The organism is Roseovarius sp. MBR-6 (genome assembly GCF_040547525.1).
Taxonomy (GTDB): Bacteria; Pseudomonadota; Alphaproteobacteria; order Rhodobacterales; family Rhodobacteraceae; genus Roseovarius.
Genome location: NZ_JBEPPW010000020.1, coordinates 15,911 through 38,072, shown reverse-complemented (window position 1 = coordinate 38,072; position 22,162 = coordinate 15,911). Strand labels below are relative to the sequence as shown.

The following is a 22,162-nucleotide window of genomic DNA, read 5'->3' as shown; positions in this document are numbered from 1 at the left end:
CCTTTACGGTGTGGTGAAGAGGTTGGCATACTCGGCCCGGAGCACGTTTTTCTGCACCTTGCCCATGGTGTTGCGCGGCAGCGCCTCGAGCAGGATAAGCCTGCGCGGGTGCTTGAAGCGAGCGAGCGAAGCGGCGGCAGCGGCGGCGATGGCGTCGAGATCGGGCACGGCCCCCTTTTCGGGGACAATGAACGCCACCACCGTTTCACCGAAATCGGGATGCGGCACGCCCACCACCGCGCTTTCGAGCACGCCAGGCTGATCGTCGAGCAGCAACTCGATTTCCTTCGGGTATATGTTATAGCCGCCCGAGATGATGAGATCCTTGGCGCGGCCCACGATCGAGACATAGCCGCGCGCGTCGATCACCCCCAGATCGCCGGTGATGAAAAAGCCGTTCTCGCGCAATTCCTCTGCGGTCTTTTCGGGCATGTTCCAATAGCCCTTGAACACGTTCGGGCCGCGCACCTCGATCATGCCGACCGCGCCTTGGGGTTGGTCCGCGCCGGTGTCGGGATCGGTGATGCGCAATTCCACCCCGGGCAGGGGAAAGCCCACGGTGCCCGCGCGCCGTTCGCCGGCGTAAGGGTTGGAGGTGTTCATGTTGGTTTCGGTCATGCCGTAGCGTTCGAGAATGCGGTGGCCGGTGCGCGCCTCGAACGCCACATGCGTTTCCGCCAGAAGCGGCGCGGAGCCGGAGATGAAGAGCCGCATATGCGCGACCAGATCGCGGTCAAAGCGCGCGTCGTCGAGCAGGCGGGTATAGAAGGTGGGCACGCCCATCATGGTGGTGGCGCGCGGCAGATTGGCGATCATCTGATCGGTGTCGAATTTCGGCAGGAAGATCATCGAGGCCCCCGCCAGCAGAATCACGTTCGTCGCTACAAAAAGGCCGTGCGTGTGAAAGATCGGCAAGGCGTGCAGCAGCACGTCATCGCCGGTGAAACGCCAGTAATCCACCAACACCTCGGCATTGGACAAAAGGTTCGTCTGCGTGAGCATCGCCCCCTTGGAGCGGCCCGTCGTGCCCGAGGTGTAGAGGAACGCGGCAAGGTCATCGGCCCCGCGCGGCGTGGTCTCGACTGTTTCGGGCTGCGTTTGCGCGGCATCGGGGAGTGTGCCCGCGCCATCGGCCCCGAGCGTCAGCAGCGCCGCGCCGGACGCATCGGCCACCGCGCGCAAGGCGTCGGTGCGGGCAGGATCGCACAGAAGCAGCTTCGCGCCGCTGTCGGAAACGAAATAGCCCAACTCATCGGCGGTATACGCGGTGTTGAGCGGCAGGAACACGACGCCTGCCTGCACGGCGGCGGCATAGACCGCGAGCGCCTGCGGCGATTTCTCGACCTGCACCGCGATCCGGTCGCCGGGGGTCAGCCCCGCCGCGCGAAAGGCGTGTGCATAGCGCGCGGCCAATCGCAGAAAGGCGTCATAGCTGAGCGTGCCCCCGTCTTGCAGGTGCAGGAACGGCGCGGTGTTGCCCGCGTGGTGCCCGAACAGGCGGTCATAAAGGGGGTTGGCCATGGCGATGATCCTTCACTCGGTCTTGTCGGCGCTCGCGGCGAGGGATCGGACCCCCGAGGAGGCGGCAATGCGCCCCGTCCCGGCAAAGCGTTCGTGGTTCTGCGAAATCTGCGCGAGATCGTAAAGGTAATTCACCATCACGCCGCCCGATTGCCGTTCCCCGTTGGGCGAAAGGTCGGCACCGGCATGGACGGCATGGACCGAGGCTCCGTTGCCGAGATGGAACCGCGCCACCGGATCGACGGGCGTGCCATCCGCGCGCTTGGCCGCAAGCAGATAGTGCGCCGCGACGGCCCGCCTTGCCTGCGGCTCGTCGGGAAGCGCGCGCCCGGTGTCCGAGAGCCAGCGGGTGAGGCCAGGGATGGGCGAGAGCGTCACGAAGGTTTTCAGATCGGGCAGGTCCTGCGCCAGATCGGCCACCACCTGCTTGATCAGTGAATTACCGAAGGAAATCCCCGCCAGCCCCGCCTGACAGTTGGAAATCGAGTAGAAAACGGCGGTATCGGCCCCTGTCGCGGGGATGGCCTCGCGCTCTTCGGACAGAACGTCATGGATTGCGCCGGGAATACCGCGCGTCAACGCCACCTCGACAAAGATCAGCGGCTCGTCGGGCATGGCCGGGTGAAAGAAGGCGAAACAGCGCCGGTCCTGCGGGGCAAGGCGGCGGCGCAGATCGTCCCAGCTGTCGATGGCATGGACGGCCTCGTAGGCGATGATCTTTTCCAGCACAGCGGCGGGAGAGGACCAGTTGATCGGGCGCAGCACCAGAAAGCCGCGATTGAACCACGAATAGAACAGGTGCTTGAGGTCAAGATCGACCACGCCAAGGCCGGGATCGTCGCGCATCAGCCGCAGCAGGTCCGCGCGCATCGCCACAAGCTGCCCCGTGGCCCCCGGCACCTGGTTGAGACGGCGGGCAAGCTCCTGCCGGGGCGGCTCGGCGGCGGCGATGAAGGCGGCATAGCGCGCGCGCGACGGATCAGCCTCGAACGCCGCCAGCGTCTCGCGCACGGCCTCGGCATCAAAGCTCAGATCGCGGGCGAGAAAGCCGAAGAACTGCGCCTTCGCGCTGTCGTCAAGGCCCGCGAACCGCTCCAGCATATGCCGCGCAAGCACCATGCCCGAGACCTCTCCTGAACTGCCCAGCAGATCGCGCGCCAGCGTCTCGAGCGAGCGGTTGCGCGGGTCGGGCGCGCCGGAGCTGAAATAGCGCCGCTCGAACACCGTCGACAGGAGATCGGCCAGCACGCTCATTGCGCCGCCCCCATGACCGCATCGGGCAGCAATGTGGCAATCCCCGGAAATAGGCACAAGAGGATGATCGCCAGCACCATGCAACCGACATAGGGCAAGGAGCCGTAGAGGATCGTCTTGAGCTTGATGTCGGGCGCAATGCCGTTGATCACGTAGAGGTTGAGGCCCACGGGCGGCGAAATGAGGCCGATTTCCATGTTGATGGTCAGCACCACGGCGAACCAGATCGGATCGAACCCGGCGGTGGTGATGATCGGCAACAGGATCGGTGCTGCCATCAGGATCACCGCGACGGGCGGCAAAAAGAAGCCCGCGATCAGCAGAAAGACGTTGATCGCCGCCATCAGCACCCAGCGGTTCACGTCCAGCGTGCCGATCCACTCGGCGATGGACTGGGTGATGAAGAGCGACGAGAGCATGTAGGAAAACACCCCCGCCGCCGCGATGATGAAGAGGATCATCACGCTTTCGCGGGTCGAATCGCGCAGCACCACCCAAAGGGCTGCGGGCGACCACAGCCGGTAGATGATCATGGCGATCAGCATGCACAGCAGGGCACCGACGGCCGCCGTCTCGGACGGTGTGGCGATACCGCCATACATGGCATAGAGCACGCCGAGGATGATGGCGAGAAAGGGCAGGACGCGGGGCAGGATCTCGAATTTCTGCGCCCAGGTATAGGGTGTCGCGCGCAAGAGGTTCACATCGCCCGAACGCCAGGTCTGATAGAGCGACCAGGCCATGAAGAGCGCGACCAGCAGCAGCCCCGGAAGGACGCCGGCCAGGAACAGCCGCCCGATCGAGGTCTCTGTGGCGATGCCGTAGACGATCATCGTGACCGAGGGCGGGATGAGAATGCCGAGCGTGCCGCCCGCCGCGATGGAGCCTGCGGCAACGGAATCAGGATAGCCGCGCTTGCGCATCTCGGGGATGCCCATCTTGCCGATGGCGGCACAGGTGGCAGGTGAAGAGCCGGACATGGCCGAAAAAAGCGCGCAGGCTCCGAGGTTCGAGATAACGAGGCCGCCCGGCACGCGCGTCAGCCACCGCTCCAGCGCCTCGTAAAGATCGGCACCCGCCCGGGTGGAGGCGATGGAGGCCCCCATGATGATGAACATCGGGATCGACAGCAGCGCGAAATTGTCCAGCTTGCCGAACATGATCTCGGGCATGAGCTCAAGCGAGCGCATCCCGTCGAACACGATCAGGAACCCGCCCGAGACGATCAGCAGCCCGACCGCGACCGACACGCCGGAAAAGAGCACCACGATGGTGGCAACAGCCACGATGAGGCCAAGCAGAAGCGGGTCCATCAGGCGTCCTCCAGTCCAAAGGGCTTGTCGATATCGAGCAGAACGGCGATCAGGTCCGCCACGAGTTGCAGCAGAAAGAGCGCGAGGCCGAGGGGCAGCGAAAGATAGGGGATCCAGAGCTTGATGGCCCAGACCGTGTCCGACCTCCAGCCGCGCGACCAGGCAAGGTGCCAGAATTCCGCGCCATACCAGAGCATCACCGCGATCACGAGGATCGAGAGCGACAGCGTGACCACCGCCAGCACCTTGCGCGCCCCGCGCGGGAGTGCCATCGGGATGAGATCCACGTTCACATGGCCGCGCAGGCGCTGCACATAAGGCAGACCCAGAAGCGTCGCCGCGATCATCAGGTAGACCACGGCCTCGGTCTGCCAGATGGTCGCGCCGTTGAGCACGAAGCGGATCCAGATCATCTGGCAGGTGATCAGCACCGCCGCCACGATCATCGCCGCGGATATCCAGCCCGCGAGGGTGGAGAGCGCGGCGATCGCGCGCAGGAAGGGATGTCTACCGGTGCGCGCGACGGCACCCGGGCTTTGGCCGGCCATGGTCGGACCTCATCACGTTGTCAGGGCTGGGAAAGGGGGCCGCCGTCCGATGGGGCGGCGGCCCGTGGCGGATCACTCGACAGCGAGCGCCATGTCAAGCAGCGCCTGCCCGTCGGGCACGCTTGCCACGAATTCCTTGAACGAGGTTTCCTTGGCCAGCGCCAGCCAGGCGGCGAAATCGTCCTGGCTCATCTCGGCGATCTCGACACCGGCCTCGCGGAACACCTCGACCGAGGCCGCGTCTTCCTTCTTGGCCTCTTCAAGATAGAAGGCCTCGGCCTTTTCCGCCGCCGCCAGAAGCGCGGATTGCTGAGCCTCGCTCAGCCCGTCGAAGGTGGATTTGTTCATCAGGAGCGGCTGATACATGAACCACAACGCCACGTCGCCCGCAGGCGTGTAGCATTTCACCTGCTCGTAGATGCGGAACGACACGAAGGACGAGGACGAGGTGTTGACCGCGTCGAGAACGCCGGTCTGCATGGCGTTGTAGACCTCCGAGCTTGCCATCGAGGCGATGGAGGCACCGGCACCGGCCAGCATCTGCTCGAACGCCTTGCCTGCCGCGCGGGTCTGCATCCCCTGCACATCCTCGGGCCGACGGATGCACTTGTCCTTGGCGGCAAAGCCACCGGCAAGGTAGCCGTGCACCAGCACCATCACGTCATCCTCGGCCATCTTGGCCTCGAGCGCCTCCATGAACGGGCTGTCCGACAGGCGCGCGGCGTGGTCGTGGTTCTTCACGAGGCCGGGCATGAGGGTGAGGTTGTAGGCCGGTTGCTGGCCGCCCGCGTAGCTGAGCGGCAGCACCGTCATGTCGAGCTGTCCCCGGCTGAGGGGCGTGTATTGCTCGCGCGCCTTGAAGAGCGATTGTGAGCCGAAAATCTTGATGTCGAGATCGACCCCGGCGGCGGCAACCTCATCGGCGACGATCTGCGCGACCCGGTGCCGGATGTCCTGATTGGACCATTGATGCGACAGGCGCAGGTCCGTGGCGTTGGCGGTGGTGCCCAGCAAAAGGGCGCTGGCGGCGGCTGCCGCGAGTCCGGTGAATTTCATGTTGTCCTCCCATGTCTGCCCCGGCTCTCTCATGGCCGGGGAGATTGGGGCAGTCTTTGGCAGGATGCATTCAGAGTCAAGAATTTTGTATACAATAATTTCAATCTTGCGCACCAAGAAATTCGCGCATAGCGTTGTTTCATGTCTCAACGTCGCGCCGACAGCATTGCCGATAGTCTGGAAGAGATGATCTTTACCGGAGGCTTCAGCGACGGCGATCGGCTGGACGAGACCCGGCTGGCCCAACAATTCAACGTTTCGCGCACCCCGATCCGCGAGGCGCTCGGGCGGCTTGTGGCCTCGGGGCTGGCCGAGCAGATCCCGCGCCGGGGCGTGTTCATCCGTCAGCCCGGGCCGGTCGAACTTCTGGAAATGTTCGAGACCATGGCCGAGATCGAAGGGGTCTGCGGCCGTCTTGCCGCGCTGCGCATATCCGAGAACGCGCTGGCCGAACTGGAAAACGCGAACGCGCTTTGCACGGCGGCGATCGAGGCGGGCGATACGGACGCCTATTACCGTGAGAACGAGCGGTTTCATCACGCCATCTACCGCGAGGCGGGCAATACCTTTCTGGAGCAGGAGGCGTTGCGCCTGCATCGGCGGCTCAAGCCGTTCCGGCGGATGCAATTGCGGGTGCGCGGGCGCATGGCGCAATCCATGGCCGAACACGAGGCTGTTGTGGCTGCCCTGCGCGCGGGCGCGTCCGACCGTGCCGCCGAGGTTTTGCGCGGGCATGTGGCCATTCAGGGCGAGAAGTTCCACCGCCTGATGTCAGGCCTGCGCCGCGCGGCGGAATAGCGCTGCGCTCAACCGAGCGCCGCGATGGTGGCGCGCAGCGTGGCCAGCCCCTCGTTCTTTTCCGAGGAGGTCAGGATGATTTCGGGATAGGCCGCAGGATGGGGGGCGAGGCGTGCGCGCACCTGCGTCAGCACCGTGTCGAGCGTGGCGGCGTTGATCTTGTCGGTCTTGGTCATGACGCATTGAAAGGGCACGGCGGCGCGATCCAGAAGTGCCATGATTTCCTCATCCACCGGCTTGATACCGTGCCGCGAATCCACCAGCACGAAAGCGCGGCGCAGGCTTGGGCGGCCCGAGAGATAGGCCTTGAGCAGGGCCTGCCATTTCGCCACGACCGCCACCGGCGCATTGGCAAAGCCATAGCCGGGCAGATCGACGAGGTAATGGCTCTCGCCCAGGGTGAAGAAGTTGATCTCCTGCGTGCGGCCAGGCGTGTTGGAGGCGCGCGCAAGCGCCTTGCGCCCGGTGAGCGCGTTGATCAGGCTGGATTTGCCCACATTGGAGCGGCCCGCAAAGCAGACCTCGGCGCGGTCGGCGGGTGGCATCCCGGACATGGCCACCACGCCCTTCAGGAAATCGACCGGGCCGGCAAAGAGCTTGCGACCCGCCTCCGCGGTGGCATCGTCGGGCGTCTCGGCCACGGGAAAGGCGAGTTTCATGGCGGCTTACCTGGCAAGGACGCGGGCGGGCCGCGTCACTTCCTTTTCTCGGGTTTTGTCGCGGGCGCGGGCTTGTCGCCGCGTTTGAAGCTCGACCGGATGTTGCCGAACACGTCTGGCTTGTGCCCATGGCTGCGCATGATCGCATATTGCTGCGAGAAGGTGATCATGTTGTTGGCGATCCAGTAGATCACGAGGCCGCTGGCGAAGCTGCCGAGCATGAACATGAACACCCAGGGCATCCAGGCAAAGATCATCTTTTGCGTGGGATCTGTCGGCGACGGGTTGAGCTTTTGTTGCAGCCACATCGAAATACCGAGGCCGAGCGGCAGGATGCCGATGAAGATCAGCGCGAGAACGGATCCCGGTTCGGGCGCGGCCCAGGGGAATACGCCCCAGAGGTTGAAGAGCGACGACGGATCGGGCGCGGAAAGGTCCCTGATCCAGCCGATCCAGGGTGCATGGCGCAATTCCAGCGTGACGAAGATCACCTTGTAGAGGGAAAAGAAGATCGGGATTTGCAACAGGATCGGAAGACAGCCCGCGGCCGGATTGACCTTTTCCTTCTTGTAGAGCGCCATCATTTCCTGTTGCAGCTTCTGGCGGTCGTCGCCGGCGATCTCCTTGATCTTCTCCATCTGCGGCTGGAGTTCCTTCATCTTGGCCATGGAGACGTAGGATTTGTAGGCCAGCGGCAGCACCAGCGCCTTGATGGCGAGGGTGAGCGCGATGATCGCCCAGCCCATGTTGCCGATGATCTGGTTGAACCAGTGCAGCGCCGCGAAGATCGGTTTGGTCAGGAAGAAGAACCAGCCCCAGTCGATCGAATCGAGGAACCGGTCGACGTTTTCCTCGTTCTGGTAGCGGCGGATGGTGGCCCATTCCTTGGCCCCGGCGAAGAGGCGGCTCGAGGCGGTGACGGTGGTGCCGGGCGCAAGGCTGAGGGTGGCCTGCACGGTCTCTGTCTGGAAGATGCCGCGCTGCGGGTCGAACTTGGTCACGGCCTTGAAGGGCGTGCCGGGATCGGGGATGAGCGTCGTCATCCAGTAGTGATCGGTAAAGCCGAGCCAGCCGCGATCGGTGACCTGTTCGACCTCGGCGGGCGCGCCCTCGCGCGCGTTGAAATCGAGTTTCTCGATGTCCTTGTAGCTCAGCTCCTTGAGCGTGCCATCGAACATGCCGACCACCCCCTCGTGGAGGATGAAGAAATTCTTGAGATCCGCAGGGCGGCCGTGGCGGGCGATGATGCCATAGGGCGCGAGGCTGACCGTGGCCGTGCCCCGGTTCTCGACCGACTGGCGCACGGAGAACATGTAATCGGCGTCTATGCTGATTTCGCGGCGGAAAATCAGACCCGCGCCATTGTCCCAAACCAGCGTGACCGGGCTTTGGGTGGTCAGCGCGGTGCCGCTCTCGACCGCCCAGAGCGTGTTGGCACCGGGGACCTCATCGGGCGAGAGACCCGCGCCGGGAGCCCAGCCGTGAAGCGCGTAATAGGGCGTGATCGCACCTATGGGATTGAGCAGGTGAACGGTATCGGAGTCGGGGTCGATCGTTTCCCGATAGTCCTTGAGCACGAGATCGTCGACCCGGCCCCCCAGAAGCGAGACCGAGCCGGACAGGCGGGCCGTGTCGATCTCGAGGCGGGGCGTTTCGGCGGTTGTCTCGGCTGCGACATCGCTTGCGCCCGCCACGTCGGTTGCGCCCGGCGCCGCGGTGGGGGCGGGGGGCGTGAGACTGTCCTGCGCCAGGGGCGCATTGGGATCGGTGGGTGCCGGTTCGGGCGGTGGGAACAAGACGAACCACAGCAGGATCACGAGAAAGCTGAGTGCCGTCGCGAGAATGAGGTTCTTGTTCTGTTGATCCATGGTCCGGAACCGTCCGTCATTGCAGTGTCACCGGGCGTTCAACAGAGTGCGGCTCCAAAGGTCAAGCGGTTTCCGGGATTGACAGGGGGGGGCGGCGGGGATTCGTCGCGCCGCATCACGCTTTCGGCCCGTCTCGCGGACGCGCGCGCGCTGCCAGCAGGGGGGGGGCTGGACGCAAGGTTTGCGATGGCGGCAGGCGCGCGTCCCGTCCGAGGGTTGCCAGCGTGTTGCTGAGTGTCACGGGCGTGACGGGGCGGGCACGGGGCTGGATCATCTCGACTGCCGAGGATATGCCGAGCGCATCGGAGGCAAGCATGGCCGAGGTCGCGGCGCGTGCCGCGAGTTCGAGCCGATGCGCGATCTGTCGGATGGCGGCACCGGTGAGCGACCTGTCCGCTGCAAGCAGCACGCCGAAACGCCCCTGGCCGAGGTCAAAAAGCCGATCCTCCGGGCGCAGGGCACGGGCGAGATGATCGAGGCAGGTTGTCACGAGCCGCGTCTGCATCTGCGGGCCGTGCCGCACGTGGATGGCGGCAAACCCGTCGATGCCGAGAAACAGGCACGGGGCTGTCTGCGCATCGTCGCGCGCGCGCGCAAGGTGCCGTTCGATGGCGAGGGCCATATCGGCCAGTTGTCCCGGTGCCGGTTCATGTCCCGTTGTCGCGCCGGTCCCCTGTCGCGGCAGGGTTGCGATCAGTGCGAACGGCAGTGCAAGCCACATCACCTGCGCGCCGAACCAGATCACCGCGAGCACGAAAGCCAGAGCGAAAACAAGGAGTTGCGGCCCGCGCAGCGCCTCTGACACGGCGTTGAGCCGGTCCTTCAGGGGGCTTGTCACAGGACGCATTCCGTTCTCCGATTCTGACGGAGACCATTCTGGGCCCCGAGGGTTAACGAAGCGTTGGCTGCGCTTCGGAAACTGTCTCGGATTTGACCTTTTCGCGGGTCAGCCCCGCGAAATCGAAGAGTTTCGGGTCAAGCAGATGCGACGGGCGCGCGTTCATCAGCGCGCGGAACATCACCTGCCGCCGGCCGGGGCTGCGCGCCTCCCAGCCATCAAGGATCTGTTTCACCTGCTGACGCTGCAACCCATCCTGCGAGCCGCAGAGATCGCAGGGAATGATCGGATAGGCCATCGCCCGCGCAAACCGCGCGCAATCGGCCTCGGCCACATGCGCGAGCGGCCTGTAGACAAAGAGATCCCCCTCTTCGTTCACGAGCTTGGGGGGCATCGTCGCCAGCCGCCCGCCGTGAAAGAGGTTCATGAAGAAGGTCTCGAGGATATCGTCGCGGTGATGGCCGAGCACCACCGCCGAGCAACCTTCCTCGCGGGCGATCCGGTAGAGATGGCCGCGCCGTAGCCGCGAACACAGGGCGCAATAGGTGCGCCCCTGCGGGACCTTGTCCATGACCACGGAATAGGTGTCCTGATACTCGATCCGGTGCGGCACGCCCATGCGGTCGAGAAACGCGGGCAGCACCGTGGCCGGAAAACCGGGCTGACCCTGATCGAGATTGCAGGCGAGCAGATCCACGGGCAGAAGTCCGCGCCATTTCAGCTCGTAGAGCACGGCAAGGAGGGTGTAGCTGTCCTTGCCGCCGGAGAGGCAGACCAGCCAGCGCGCGCCCGGTTCGATCATGCCGTATTGCTCGACCGCCTCGCGCACGTTGCGCACGATCCGCTTGCGCAGCTTGCGGAACTCGGTGCCCGTGGGAGCTCCGTGAAAAAGCGGATGAATCTCGACCTCGACCTCTGACATGCGCGCGCTTTAGGGACTTTCGCGCCCTCGGGCAAGAGGGGGGGCAATGGGGCTTATCTTGGGGTCATGGGTCACTTACCCACAACAATCTGGTGGCACCCCCAACAAATTGCTTTACACCTCGCACGCCACCCATCACCATATATTGTATGGGCGGTCATGACGACGGTCGCCCGTAGAGCAGGCACCTAGCGGTTGGGGTGCGAAGGCCCCCACGCGCTATAGCAAATGAGGCGGCGCCATGGCACTTTCCGAGCATTATCTCAGCGACGATCTGCACCCCATCGACATCGTCGAACACATCGCCGAGCACCATGACTGGGAGTTCGACCGTATCGGCGACGATCAGATCGCCATGGCGATCGAGGGCCAGTGGCGCACCTATGCGATCACGCTCGCCTGGTCGGGCCATGACGAGACCCTGCGGCTGGTCTGCACCTATGAGATGGAGCCGCCCGAGGACCGCCTGGCCGTTCTCTACGAGATGCTCAACGCGGTCAACGATCAGTGCTGGAGCGGGGCCTTCACCTGGTGGGCAGAGCAGAAGTTGATGGTATGGCGCTATGGGCTTGTGATGTCGGGAACACAGGGGCCGAGTCCCGAGCAGATCGACACCGCCCTCGGTGCGGCGTTGACGGCATCGGAGCGGTATTACCCGGCGTTCCAGCTTGCGATCTGGGGTGGCAAATCTCCGCGCGATGCGATGCAGGTCGCCATTGCAGAGGCCTACGGGCGCGCGTAAACCTGCCCCCGCAAGCGAAAAGCGGGGGGCGAACATGGCGATGACAGAGGTGGCCGCGCGCGGTCTGGTCCTTCTGGGCTGCGGCAAGATGGGCGGCGCGATGCTGCGTGGCTGGCTCGAGGGCGGGCTGGCCCCGGAGGCGGTGCATGTGATCGACCCGCACCCGTCGGACTGGCTGCGCGGCACAGGCGTGGCAATCAATGCCGAGTTGCCCGAAAGCCCGGCCATCGTGATCGTCGCGGTCAAACCGCAGATGATGGGTGCGGCCCTGCCCACGCTCAAAGGCTACGGCAACGGCGCGACGCTCTTTGTTTCGGTCGCGGCGGGCACGTCCATTGCCACCTACGAGGCAATGCTGGGGGCGGCCACGCCGGTGGTGCGCGCCATGCCCAACACGCCCGCCGCCGTGGGGCGCGGCATCTCCGCGATTGTCGGCAATGCCCATGCCACACCCGCGCATCTCGATCAGGCGGAGGCGCTCTTGCGGGCCGTGGGGCAGGTGGTCCGGCTGGAGAGCGAGGATCATATGGACGCGGTCACCGGCCTGTCGGGGTCCGGCCCCGCCTATGTGTTTCACATGATCGAATGCATGGCGCGGGCGGGGGAGGCCGAAGGTCTGGCTCCTGCGCTGGCCATGCAACTGGCCCGCGCCACGGTGGCGGGGGCCGGCGCGCTGGCCGAAGCCGCAGACGAGATGCCCGCACAACTGCGCGAGAATGTCACAAGCCCGAATGGCACCACGCAGGCGGGGCTTGGCGTGCTGATGGATGAGGCCACGGGCCTGCCGCCGCTGATGGCGCGCACGGTGGCGGCGGCGACGGCCCGCTCACGGGAGTTGCGCGATGGCTGAGATCACCTTCGACGATTTCCTCAAGGTGGATATCCGCGCGGGCCGGGTGATCCGGGCAGAGCCTTATCCCGAGGCCCGCAAGCCCGCGATCAAGCTCTGGATCGATTTCGGCCCCGGGATCGGCGAGAAGAAATCAAGCGCACAGATCACCGCGCATTACACGCCCGAGGGGCTGATTGGCCGACAGGTGCTGGCGGTGGTGAATTTCCCGCCCCGGCAGATCGGCAAGTTTCTTTCCGAGGTGCTGGTTCTGGGGGTGAGCGACGCGGCGGGCGGGATCGTCCTGATCGGACCTGACCTCGATGTGCCCCTGGGCGGGAGGCTCCATTGAAAAGGATCCTTATCACGAGGCCGATGCCGCAGCGCGTCACCGAGACCGCGCGCGCGTTCTTCGAGGTCGAGATGCGCGAGGAGAACACGCCGCTGAAGCCGGGCCAGATGAAGGGCGCGCTGGCGCTTTATGACGGGATCATGCCGACGCTGGGCGATATGTTCACGGCCGACATCTTTGCCGAGGCAGAGGGCAGCCGTTGCCGCATCCTCGCCAATTTCGGGGTGGGCTATAACCATATCAACGTGGCGGCGGCACGCGCGGTGGGCATTGCCGTGACCAACACGCCGGGGGCCGTGACCGACGCGACGGCCGATATCGCGCTGATGCTGATGCTGATGAGCGCGCGGCGCGCGGGCGAGGGCGAGCGGCTGGTGCGCGCAGGGCGCTGGACCGGCTGGAATCCGACGCAGATGCTGGGGCTGCACATGACCGGCAAGACGGTGGGCATCGTCGGCATGGGGCGGATCGGGCAGGCAATTGCGCGGCGCTGCCATCATGGGTTCGGGATGGAGGTGCTTTATTACAACCGCTCCCCCAAGGCGGTCGATCTTCCGGCGCGGCAGGTCGAGAGCCTGACGGCACTGGCGGGGGCGGTTGATTTCCTCGTGGTCGCCGTGCCTGGCGGCACCGAGACGCGCAACATCATCGGGTCCGAGGTGTTGGCCGCCATGCGCCCCACGGCGCATCTGGTCAACATCGCGCGGGGCGACGTGGTGGACGAGGCCGCGTTGATCGAGGCGCTTGGGCAGGGCAGGATCGCCGGGGCGGGGCTTGACGTCTACGAGCGCGAACCGGAGGTCCCCGAGGCGCTGCGGGCGCTGGAGACTGTCACGCTGCTGCCGCATCTGGGCACCGCCGCGCTGGAGGTGCGCGAGGCGATGGGGCTGATGGCGGTGGAGAACCTGCGCGCCTTCTTCGCGGGTGAGGCGCTGCCGAACCCGGTGGGATGAGTATTTTCGGAACAGTGAAGCGGGGCGATGTCCTGCTTGACGGGGCGGCGCGTTTCCGGTGATCTGGCCTGAAACCTGAGGAGCAAGACCATGGTGCAGCCCGCGATTACGGGATCGGGTGTGTTCACGCCGCCGGAGGTGATCACCAACGAGGAATTGGTGGTGGCCTACAACGCCTATGCCGAGGCGTTCAACGCGCGTCATGCGGCTGAGATCGCGTCGGGCGGGATCGAGGCCAAGGGGCTCTCGTCGCCGGACTTCATCCTCAGCGCCTCGGGGATCGAGCGGCGCCACGTGATGGACAAGGCGGGGGTTCTGGACCCGGAGGTGATGCACCCGCTGTTGCGCGCGCGCAGCGATGACGAGCCGGGGATCATGGCGGAAATGGCGCTTGAGGCCTGTGGCGAGGCGCTGGCGCAGGCGGGACGGGAGGCGGGCGAGATCGACCTCGTGATCTGCGCTGCGTCCAATCACGAGCGGCCCTATCCGGCGGTGGCGATCGAGACACAGGCGTTGCTCGGCGCGGGCGGGTTTGCCTTTGACATGAACGTGGCCTGTTCCTCGGCCACGTTCGGGATTCAGGCCGCCGCCGACATGATCCGGGCGGGCAGCGCGCGCCGCGCGCTGGTGGTCAGCCCCGAGATCTGCTCGGGGCATCTGGAATGGCGCGACCGGGATTGCCATTTCATCTTCGGCGATGTCTGCACCGCGCTGGTGATCGAGGCGGCGGAGGAGGCGGAGGGCGCGCATTTCCGCATCCTCTCGACTCGCTGCGCCACGCAGTTTTCCAACAACATCCGCAACAACAACGGTTTTCTGCGCCGCTCGCGGCCCGATGGCATGGCCGACCGGCGCGACATGCTCTTCGTGCAGGAAGGGCGGAAAGTGTTCAAGGAGGTGTTGCCGATGGTCTCGGCGCATATCCTCGGGCACATGGCGGAGGAGGGCGTGACGGCGGCGGATCTGCGGCGTCTCTGGCTGCATCAGGCCAACAAGACGATGAACGATTTCATCGGCCGCAAGGTCATGGGGCGTGTGCCGGAGCCGCAGGAACAGCCCAATATCCTTCAGGACTATGCCAATACCTCCTCTGCGGGGTCGATCATCGCCTTCGCGCAGCATTCGGGCGACCTGCAAACCGGCGACAAGGGTCTGATCTGTTCTTTCGGGGCGGGGTATTCGGTGGGGTCCGTGCTGGTGGAGCGGGGCTGAGGCGGGCGTTCACCCATTGCTGTTCAACGCATGATTTGAAAATGACATTCCGGAACAGACGGTTTAAGGCAAAACCTGCCCTGCGAAAGACGGGCTGTGACAAGGGGTCGAGGTATGTCGGTGATCGGAAGCTATCTCAAGAAGCACACCGAGGCGCTGGTCAAGGACGTGGGCATCGAGGCCGCCTGCAAGCTGACCGGCAAATCCAAGGCGACGCTGGGGCGCTATTATTCCGATCACGAGGAACATGCCGATAGGTTCATGCCGGTGGATGCGGTGGCAGCCCTTGAACAGGCGGCGAGTTATCCGCATGTGACCTCGGCGCTGGCGGACCTGAAGGGCATCAACCTGAGCCTCACCGAGAGCCTGCGCAACACGCGGGAGCGGGCATCGGTCAACAGCGATGTCATTGCGCTGGCGCAGCGGTTTGCGATCCTGATGGGGGAGTATCAGCAAAGCATCGAGGATGGCGTGATCTCTGTCAACGAAGCCAAGCGGCTTTTGCGCGAGACAACCCATCTGCAACAGGTTCTGCTGGAGATGAAGCTGAACCTCGAGGACGAAGTGCACTGAGCGCGGTCAGCCGAAGAGCGCGGTTGTGGTGTCGAGCAGGAGCGCCATGACCTGCGCGCGAAAGCCCGGAACGAGGAGCGCCGAGGCAAAGGCCAGGTGCAGCACCATGATCGCGTTCAGCGAACTGCGGAACGGCTCCTTGCGGGTCTTGTGCCGGAACACACCCTGACCGGTCTTGGCACCGAAGGCACCCCCGACAAGACAGAGCGTCAGAAGCGTGCTTTCGGGCACGCGCCAGCGGCGCTGGATGGCGCATTGCTTGTCCCACCAGAACAGGCCGAAGGTCAGGATATTGAGAACCCCAAGGTAAAAAAAGGCGAAGGCCAGGGGATGCATGGCGTCTTTCCGGGTGGTGGATGGTCAGCGGCGCAGGCTCAGAACGATTTGCGCGCCGCGAGCGCCGCGCTGATCGTGCCATCGTCGAGATAGTCCAACTCGCCGCCGATGGGAACACCCTGTGCGAGCGATGTGAGCGACACTTTGCCTTCAATTTGATCGGCGATGTAATGCGCGGTGGTCTGGCCGTCGACGGTGGCATTGAGCGCGAGGATCACCTCGGTGATGCCTTCGGCTTCTATGCGGACGACCAGTTCGGGGATGCGGAGCATTTCGGGACCGACCTGATCGAGGGCCGAGAGCGTGCCGCCAAGCACGTGATAGCGGCCCTTGAAGGCGTGCCCGCGTTCCATCGCCCAGAGATCGGCGACATCCTCGACCACGCAGATCTGTCCATTGGCGCGTTTGGGCGCGGCGCAGATGTCGCAGACCTCTGCCGTGCCGATATTGCCGCAGATGCGGCATTCGCGCGCGGTTGCGGCGACGCTTTGAAGGAGGTCCGCCAGCGGCGACAGCAGCAACGCACGCTTGCGGATCATGTGCAGCACCGCGCGCCGCGCCGAGCGCGGGCCAAGCCCCGGCAGCCGGGCCATCATGTCGATCAGGGCGTCGATGTCGCGGGTGCTGCTCACGCGTGTGGCTCCGGGGAGGCGGGCGGTTTCGCCTTCGGCGAGAGTATTTTCAGGAACAGTGAAACACGGCTCAGAACGGTAGTTTCATGTCCTTGGGCAGGCCCATCGATTCGGTAAGCTTGCCCATCTCTTCCTTGACCTTGTCCTGCGCGCGTGATTGCGCGTCCTTGATCGCGGCAAGGATCAGATCCTCGACCACTTCCTTGTCGTCGGCGTTGAAGATCGAGGGGTCGATGTCGAGCGCCTTCAGCTCGCCCTTTGCGGTGCAGGTGGCCTTGACCAGCCCGGCACCTGATTCGCCGGTGACGGTGATCTGATGCATGTCCTCCTGGAGGGCGGCCATCTTCTGCTGCATTTCCTGGGCGGCCTTCATCATCTTGGCCATGTCGCCCATCTGTCCCAGACCCTTGAACATGTCGGTCATCTCCTGCTGAATGGTTCGCTGCGGCTTTAAGCATATCGCGCGCGGTTTGGCGAGGCGCTCAATCCTCCTCGAACGGATCCCATTCCTCGCTCACCTCGGGCAGCGCCTCGGCATCGGCCTGCGAGGCGATGTCCTGCGCGGTGCGGATGTCGCGGATCGCGGCCTTGGGAAAGGCGTCGAGCACGGCGCGCACCAAGGGGTGTTCGCGCGCCTGCGATTCAAGCGCGCTTCGGGCCGCCTCGCGGGCTTCGCGCAGGGTGGGGGCGGTGGCGGAATTGACGAGGCTGACGGCCCAGCGTTGCCCGGTCCAGCGTTGCAGCGCGGTGCCGAGGCGCTGGGCAAGGTCGGCGGGGGCGTCGGGCGTGGGGGTGAATTCGATCCGGCCCGGGCGATAGGCGGCGAGGCGCAGGCAGCCCTCGACCTCGATCAAAAGGCGCGCGTCGCGCTGGTCGCGGATGAGGTCGAGCACCGAATCGAAGGTCGCATAGGCGGCGAGGGCCGTATCCTGCGCGGGGGCGGCGGCGGTGACGGGACCCGCGCCGTGATGCGTGCTCATGCTCGCGCGGGGGGCGCTGGCCGTGCCTTGCGGCGCGGCGCGCGGGCCGGATCCACCCCCGCCGCCCCCGGTCGGCGGCTGGGCCTGCAACTGGCGCACAAGGTCTTCGGGCGCGGGCAGATCGGCGACATGCGTCAGGCGGATCACGGCCATTTCGGCGGCCATCATGGCGTTGGGGGCGGCGGCCACCTCGTCGAGCGCCTTCAGCAGCATCTGCCACATGCGGGTGAGCACGCGCATCGGCAGCGCCCCGGCCATGGCAAGGCCGCGCGCGCGCTCGTCAGGGCCGATGGTGGGATCCTCGGCCGCGCCCGGCGTGATCTTGACCACGCTGACCCAATGGGTGATCTCGGCCAGATCGCGCAGCACGGCCAGCGGATCGGCACCCTCGGCATATTGCGCGCCCAGTTCGATCAGCGCGCCTGCCGCGTCGCCCTTCATGATCAGATCGAAAAGATCGAGCACGCGGCCCCGGTCGGCAAGGCCCAGCATGGCGCGGACCTGCTCGGCCGTCGTCTCACCCGCGCCATGCGAAATCGCCTGATCGAGAAGCGAGGTGGCGTCGCGCGCCGAACCCTCAGCAGCGCGGGTGATGAGCGCGAGCGCCTCGTCGGTGATCGCGGCCCCCTCGGCCCCGGCGATGCGTTGCAAGAGGCCGATCATCACCTCCGGCTCGATCCGGCGCAGATCGAACCGCTGACAGCGCGAGAGGACCGTGACCGGGACCTTGCGGATCTCGGTTGTGGCGAAGATGAATTTCACATGGGCGGGCGGCTCTTCCAGCGTTTTCAAAAGCGCGTTGAAGGCCGAGGTGCTGAGCATGTGCACCTCGTCGATGATGTAGATCTTGTAGCGCGCCGACGCCGCCCGGTAATGCACGCTCTCGATGATCTCGCGGATATCGCCCACGCCGGTGCGGCTTGCGGCGTCCATCTCCATCACATCGACATGGCGGCCCTCCATGATTGCCACGCAATGCTCGCATTGCCCGCAAGGCTCGGTCGTGGGACCGCCCGCGCCATCGGGGCCGATGCAGTTCATGCCCTTGGCGATGATCCGCGCGGTGGTGGTCTTGCCGGTGCCGCGGATGCCGGTCATGATGAAGGCCTGCGCGATGCGGTCGGCCTGAAACGCGTTTTTCAGCGTGCGCACCATCGCGTCCTGGCCGACGAGATCGGCAAAGGTCTCGGGGCGGTATTTCCGCGCGAGGACCTGATAGCCGGTATCGGGGGCTTGGGACATGCGGGGGACCTTTCTGACTCGTCTTCCCAGACCCTAAGGCCGGGGGCGCAGGCCGTCCACCTTGCTTTTTGAGCCGGGCGCGGCAAACATCAGGGCAGGTCACGAGGGGGGATCGGTGATGAGGTTGAAGGGCATCGGACGCAGTCGCAATGTGGAGGACCGGCGCGGACGCGGCGGTGGCGGCGGGGGGGCGAAGATTGGCGGGCTGGGTCTCCTGGTGGTGCTGGCCATCGGCTATTTTGCCGGGATCGACGTGACGCCGCTGCTGGAGGGGCAGGGCGGCGCGCCGCGCGAGGCGCGTGCCCCCACCCCCGGAGAGGAACGCGCGGCCGATTTTTCCGCGCGGGTTCTGGCCACGACCGAGCAGGTCTGGGAGCGGGTGCTTCCCGCGCAGGTCGGGCGGGACTATCGCCCGCCCATCCTCGTGCTCTATTCGGGCGTGACGCAAAGCCCCTGTGGCGGGGCCTCGGGGGCGAGCGGGCCGTTCTACTGCCCGGCGGATCGCAAGGCCTATCTCGACACGGAATTCTTTGACACGCTGGCGCGGCAACTGGGGGCCAAGGGCGATTTCGCCGCCGCCTACGTCATCGCGCATGAGGTGGCGCATCATGTGCAGAACGAGCTTGGCATCCTGCCCGAGGTGAGCCGGATGCGGCAGGCGTCGGGCGAGGCCGAGGCCAACGCGCTCACCGTGCGGCTGGAATTGCAGGCCGATTGCCTGTCGGGGGTCTGGGCGCGGGCGGTTGACGGGTTGCTGGAGCCGGGCGATCTGAAAGAGGCACTCAACGCCGCGCGGATGATCGGCGACGATCATCTGCAACGCCGCGCGGGGCGGGTGCCCAGCCCGCACAGCTTTACCCATGGCACTTCCGATCAGCGGGCGCGCTGGTTCGCGTGCGGCTACGAGAGCGGCGAGGTGGCGCGTTGCGACACGTTCGGGGCCGATCGGCTCTGACGCGCCGTGACCGGGTTCGTCATTCACGCCTTGCATGTCGGTGGGGGCACGCTGGCGCTCGCCCCCCTGCCGGGGGCGTCGGGCGGTTATGGCGCCGACATGGCGCATCTGGCGGACTGGAAGCCCGCGCTGGTCATCTCGATGACGACCGGGGCCGAGATGCTGGCTGCCGGGGCGGGCGATCTGGCGGCGGATGTGCAGGCGGCGGGCACGCGCTGGATCGGTGTGCCGGTGGCGGATTACGGCGTGCCGGACCCGGATCAGGCGCAGGACTGGGGGCAGGCCAGTGCCACGGCGCGGGCGGCGCTGGCTGGCGGTGGCCGGGTGCTGGTGCATTGCCGGGGCGGCTGCGGGCGTTCGGGCATGGCGGTCTTGCGGTTGATGGTCGAGGCGGGAGAGGTGCCGGAGGCGGCGCTGGCGCGGTTGCGCGGCTTGCGGCCCTGCGCGATCGAGACAGAAGCGCAAATGGCATGGGCGATGCAGGGAAAGGTGAGAGGCTGACAACGACCCAAGCGGGGCTCGTTACGGCTGCTTCCTTCCGGACCTGACCGGGTTGGCGAGGTGCCTGCCCGCGCCAACCTCTCACCGCGGGATATAGGCGGCTGCGGCGGGATTCGCAAGAGAAGGGTGCGCGGCCCGAGGCAGGGGCAGCGAGAGGTGCAGGAAGCCTTTTGCGTCAAGGCCATGATCCTGCGCGCCGAGGGCCTCGATCTCTTGCGGGTATGCGCGCAAGCCGGGACCCGTCTCGATGGTCACGCTTGTGTCGGGCAGCGGTGCAAAGCGCCATGTGCCGGGGGGCATGGGCGCAATCGGGCCAAGCCTGGCGACGTGATCGGCGATCAGGTCGCGGACCGGGCGGGTCGACTGGTGGATCAGGCGACCCTCGGCCAGGGCCGGAAACGGCCCGCCCCCCCAGGCGCGATAGGAATTGGTGGCGATCACGAAACGGTCGCTATCGGCAACCGGATGGCCGCGATGCGTCAGGCCGCGGATGCGCCGCGCCTGCGGTGAGACCAGCGCACCGTCAAGGTCATACCGGGCCGGAGAGGTGAGGTCGATGGCATAGGACAGCCCCGCGATCACGTCGAAGACATGGCCGGGAATGGCGGGATCAAGCAGCGTCTGGCCGGGTGCGCCGGGGGTGATGCGGTTGAAGCAGATCGCCGCGCGTTCGAGCCAGTCGCGCAGGTTCGCCCCGGTGACCAGGAGGCCGTAGAGCGTGTTGGGAAAGCCGTAGAGATCGGCGATGTTTCGCAGCCGCACGGGGCCTGCGGGGATGTCGGTGAAATGATCCGGGCCGCCGCGCCCGCCGGTCTTGAAGGGGGCCGAGGCTGACAGAAGCGGCAGCGCGGCATAGGGTGTATCGCGGATGGCCTCGGCCAGCGCCGCCGCCTGCGCGGTGTTGACGAGGGCAAGGCCCGGATCGTCGCGCACCAATGCCAGATAGCTGTGCAGCGGTGCCCGCGTCTCGCCAAGCGCACGGTCGATCAGGCGCAGGGTGTGGGCATGGGCGCGGGCCAGCGCGCGGGTGAGGCGTGGGCAGGGCGGGGCCCCGGCTGCGGGGTGCAGCGTGACCGCGTGGCCCGTGACCTGCCAGCCCCGCGCGCCGCGCCCGAGGTGCAGGTCGATCTGCCCGAGATGAGAGGCGGCATAGCCCGGCTTGACGCAGGGCACGCCGCAAAGCGTGCCGCGCGCCATATCCGCGCCATCGGTGCCCGCGTGGTCAGGCCCCGGAAAGATCCGGTGACTGTGCCCGGCGATGAGCGCGTCGATCCCGGGCACGCGCGCCAGAGCGCGCGCCGCGTTCTCCATGCCGGGACGGTCGGGGCCTGCGTCAATGCCCGTGTGGGCGAGGGCGATGACGATATCGGCCCCGCGCGCGCGCAGCTCCGGCACCCAGTGGCGGGCGGTCTCGACCATGTCGCGGGTGGTGATACGGCCCGCGAGATGGGCGTGGTCCCAGACCGTCACTTGCGGCGGGGTAAGGCCGATCAGGCCGATGCGGATCTCGTGACTGCCGCCGTCGGTGGCGCGCAAGTGGCGGGTCAGGATCGTGACGGATGGCAGGAACGGCGTGTCCTCGAGCGGTGATCTGCCGGTCGCGCGCACGGCATTGGCGCAGAGCACCGGGAACCTGGCCTGTGACAGGGTATCGCAAAGCCAGTCCAGACCGAAATTGAACTCGTGGTTGCCAAGGGCGGCGGCATCATAGCCCATCAGGTTCATCGCCCGGATCACGGGATGGCGGCCGCGCCAGCCATTGCCGGGCCGCGCCGTGAGGTCGGTGAGCGGCGTGCCTTGCAGGAAATCGCCATTGTCGAGCAGCAGGCAATTCTCCGGCCCCGCCTGTGCGCGGGCCTGCGCGATGAGCGTGGCAAGGCGCGCAAGGCCGACGGGGGTATCGTGCCGACCGGTGAAATAATCCTGTGGCAGGATATGGCCATGCACGTCCGAGGTGGCCAGCAGACGCAGAGTGAACGTGGGGCCGGTCGGGGACTGCGTTTCGGTGGCGGGCACGGGCTGGAACACGGGTCTGACCTGCAAATCGGGCTGGAGGGGAGGCGACCTTGCTCGCCAAA

Annotated in this window: 23 protein-coding genes and 1 other RNA gene; 9 read left to right on the top strand and 15 right to left on the bottom strand. The window is 66.1% G+C overall.

The features are described from left to right. Positions 1-3 precede the first annotated feature (3 nt). The 5 genes from ABIE57_RS17745 to dctP form a co-directional block, all read right to left on the bottom strand. Positions 4-1,521 (bottom strand): malonate--CoA ligase, encoded by a 1,518-nt coding sequence (locus ABIE57_RS17745; protein WP_354540366.1) that lies wholly within the window; start codon positions 1,519-1,521, stop codon positions 4-6. A 12-nt stretch (positions 1,522-1,533) separates the two neighbouring features. Next, positions 1,534-2,775 carry a malonyl-CoA decarboxylase gene (locus ABIE57_RS17740; RefSeq protein WP_354540365.1) on the bottom strand — a complete coding sequence of 414 codons (1,242 nt, stop codon included), beginning with the start codon at positions 2,773-2,775 and terminating at the stop codon, positions 1,534-1,536. Next, on the bottom strand, positions 2,772-4,088 hold the full coding sequence (locus ABIE57_RS17735; RefSeq protein WP_354540364.1) for a TRAP transporter large permease: 1,317 nt from the start codon (positions 4,086-4,088) through the stop codon (positions 2,772-2,774). Before ABIE57_RS17735 ends, ABIE57_RS17740 begins: the two co-directional genes overlap by 4 nt. Beyond that, a complete protein-coding gene (locus tag ABIE57_RS17730; RefSeq protein WP_354540363.1) occupies positions 4,088-4,636 on the bottom strand; it encodes a TRAP transporter small permease in 549 nt (182 codons plus the stop codon). The genes ABIE57_RS17735 and ABIE57_RS17730 overlap by 1 nt, the downstream gene beginning before the upstream one ends. Before the next feature lie 72 nt (positions 4,637-4,708). Next, positions 4,709-5,692, bottom strand: a complete 984-nt coding sequence (gene dctP, locus ABIE57_RS17725) for a TRAP transporter substrate-binding protein DctP (protein ID WP_354540375.1) — start codon at positions 5,690-5,692, stop codon at positions 4,709-4,711. A 141-nt stretch (positions 5,693-5,833) separates the two neighbouring features. Between dctP and ABIE57_RS17720 the strand changes: the two genes are divergently transcribed. Continuing rightward, positions 5,834-6,490, top strand: coding sequence for a GntR family transcriptional regulator (locus ABIE57_RS17720; protein ID WP_354540362.1), 657 nt, complete (start codon positions 5,834-5,836; stop codon positions 6,488-6,490). An 8-nt stretch (positions 6,491-6,498) separates the two neighbouring features. On the opposite strand, the gene yihA is transcribed toward ABIE57_RS17720, so the two are convergent. The 4 genes from yihA to ttcA form a co-directional block, all read right to left on the bottom strand. Beyond that, the gene (yihA, locus tag ABIE57_RS17715; protein ID WP_354540361.1) at positions 6,499-7,149 is read right to left on the bottom strand and encodes a ribosome biogenesis GTP-binding protein YihA/YsxC; all 651 of its coding nucleotides are present in this window, start codon (positions 7,147-7,149) and stop codon (positions 6,499-6,501) included. A 35-nt stretch (positions 7,150-7,184) separates the two neighbouring features. Beyond that, positions 7,185-9,017, bottom strand: a complete 1,833-nt coding sequence (gene yidC / locus ABIE57_RS17710; protein WP_354540360.1) for a membrane protein insertase YidC — start codon at positions 9,015-9,017, stop codon at positions 7,185-7,187. A gap of 115 nt (positions 9,018-9,132) precedes the next feature. Beyond that, on the bottom strand, positions 9,133-9,855 hold the full coding sequence (locus ABIE57_RS17705; protein ID WP_354540359.1) for a hypothetical protein: 723 nt from the start codon (positions 9,853-9,855) through the stop codon (positions 9,133-9,135). Between the two features lie 52 nt (positions 9,856-9,907). Further along, on the bottom strand, positions 9,908-10,777 hold the full coding sequence (gene ttcA, locus ABIE57_RS17700) for a tRNA 2-thiocytidine(32) synthetase TtcA (RefSeq protein ID WP_354540357.1): 870 nt from the start codon (positions 10,775-10,777) through the stop codon (positions 9,908-9,910). Positions 10,778-11,018: 241 nt separating this feature from the next. Between ttcA and ABIE57_RS17695 the strand changes: the two genes are divergently transcribed. The 6 genes from ABIE57_RS17695 to ABIE57_RS17670 all read left to right on the top strand — a co-directional run bounded on the left by ABIE57_RS17695 (position 11,019) and on the right by ABIE57_RS17670 (position 15,438). Continuing rightward, positions 11,019-11,519, top strand: a complete 501-nt coding sequence (locus ABIE57_RS17695; protein WP_354540356.1) for a type III secretion system chaperone family protein — start codon at positions 11,019-11,021, stop codon at positions 11,517-11,519. A 34-nt stretch (positions 11,520-11,553) separates the two neighbouring features. After that, positions 11,554-12,369, top strand: a complete 816-nt coding sequence (proC, locus tag ABIE57_RS17690) for a pyrroline-5-carboxylate reductase (RefSeq protein ID WP_354540355.1) — start codon at positions 11,554-11,556, stop codon at positions 12,367-12,369. Next, entirely contained in the window at positions 12,362-12,700 is a 339-nt protein-coding gene (locus ABIE57_RS17685) for a tRNA-binding protein (protein ID WP_354540353.1), read from the top strand. Before proC ends, ABIE57_RS17685 begins: the two co-directional genes overlap by 8 nt. Next, positions 12,697-13,653, top strand: a complete 957-nt coding sequence (locus tag ABIE57_RS17680) for a 2-hydroxyacid dehydrogenase (RefSeq protein ID WP_354540352.1) — start codon at positions 12,697-12,699, stop codon at positions 13,651-13,653. The genes ABIE57_RS17685 and ABIE57_RS17680 overlap by 4 nt, the downstream gene beginning before the upstream one ends. Positions 13,654-13,743: 90 nt before the next feature. Beyond that, complete coding sequence (locus ABIE57_RS17675) at positions 13,744-14,865, top strand: beta-ketoacyl-ACP synthase III (protein WP_354540351.1); 1,122 nt, start codon at positions 13,744-13,746, stop codon at positions 14,863-14,865. A gap of 114 nt (positions 14,866-14,979) precedes the next feature. Beyond that, entirely contained in the window at positions 14,980-15,438 is a 459-nt protein-coding gene (locus tag ABIE57_RS17670) for a hypothetical protein (protein WP_354540350.1), read from the top strand. Positions 15,439-15,444: 6 nt separating this feature from the next. On the opposite strand, the gene ABIE57_RS17665 is transcribed toward ABIE57_RS17670, so the two are convergent. From ABIE57_RS17665 to ABIE57_RS17650, 4 genes are all read right to left on the bottom strand, one after another. After that, entirely contained in the window at positions 15,445-15,774 is a 330-nt protein-coding gene (locus ABIE57_RS17665; protein WP_354540349.1) for a DUF1294 domain-containing protein, read from the bottom strand. Positions 15,775-15,812: 38 nt separating this feature from the next. Continuing rightward, on the bottom strand, positions 15,813-16,406 hold the full coding sequence (recR, locus tag ABIE57_RS17660; protein WP_354540348.1) for a recombination mediator RecR: 594 nt from the start codon (positions 16,404-16,406) through the stop codon (positions 15,813-15,815). Positions 16,407-16,476: 70 nt separating this feature from the next. Then, positions 16,477-16,821 (bottom strand): YbaB/EbfC family nucleoid-associated protein, encoded by a 345-nt coding sequence (locus ABIE57_RS17655; protein ID WP_354540374.1) that lies wholly within the window; start codon positions 16,819-16,821, stop codon positions 16,477-16,479. A gap of 67 nt (positions 16,822-16,888) precedes the next feature. Beyond that, positions 16,889-18,628 (bottom strand): DNA polymerase III subunit gamma/tau, encoded by a 1,740-nt coding sequence (locus ABIE57_RS17650; protein ID WP_354540347.1) that lies wholly within the window; start codon positions 18,626-18,628, stop codon positions 16,889-16,891. Positions 18,629-18,746: 118 nt separating this feature from the next. On the opposite strand from ABIE57_RS17650, the gene ypfJ reads away from it, so the two are divergent. Together ypfJ and ABIE57_RS17640 are read left to right on the top strand one after the other, a co-directional pair. Beyond that, a complete protein-coding gene (gene ypfJ / locus ABIE57_RS17645) occupies positions 18,747-19,583 on the top strand; it encodes a KPN_02809 family neutral zinc metallopeptidase (protein WP_354540346.1) in 837 nt (278 codons plus the stop codon). Between the two features lie 6 nt (positions 19,584-19,589). Continuing rightward, positions 19,590-20,084: a protein-tyrosine phosphatase family protein gene (locus ABIE57_RS17640; RefSeq protein ID WP_354540345.1), complete on the top strand. Its 495-nt coding sequence runs from the start codon at positions 19,590-19,592 to the stop codon at positions 20,082-20,084. On the opposite strand, the gene ffs is transcribed toward ABIE57_RS17640, so the two are convergent. Further along, an RNA gene (ffs, locus tag ABIE57_RS17635) (signal recognition particle sRNA small type) lies at positions 20,071-20,168 on the bottom strand. The two genes, ABIE57_RS17640 and ffs, sit on opposite strands and share 14 nt — an antisense overlap. Continuing rightward, on the bottom strand, positions 20,166-22,127 hold the full coding sequence (locus ABIE57_RS17630; RefSeq protein ID WP_354540344.1) for a bifunctional 2',3'-cyclic-nucleotide 2'-phosphodiesterase/3'-nucleotidase: 1,962 nt from the start codon (positions 22,125-22,127) through the stop codon (positions 20,166-20,168). Before ABIE57_RS17630 ends, ffs begins: the two co-directional genes overlap by 3 nt. Positions 22,128-22,162: the final 35 nt, after the last annotated feature.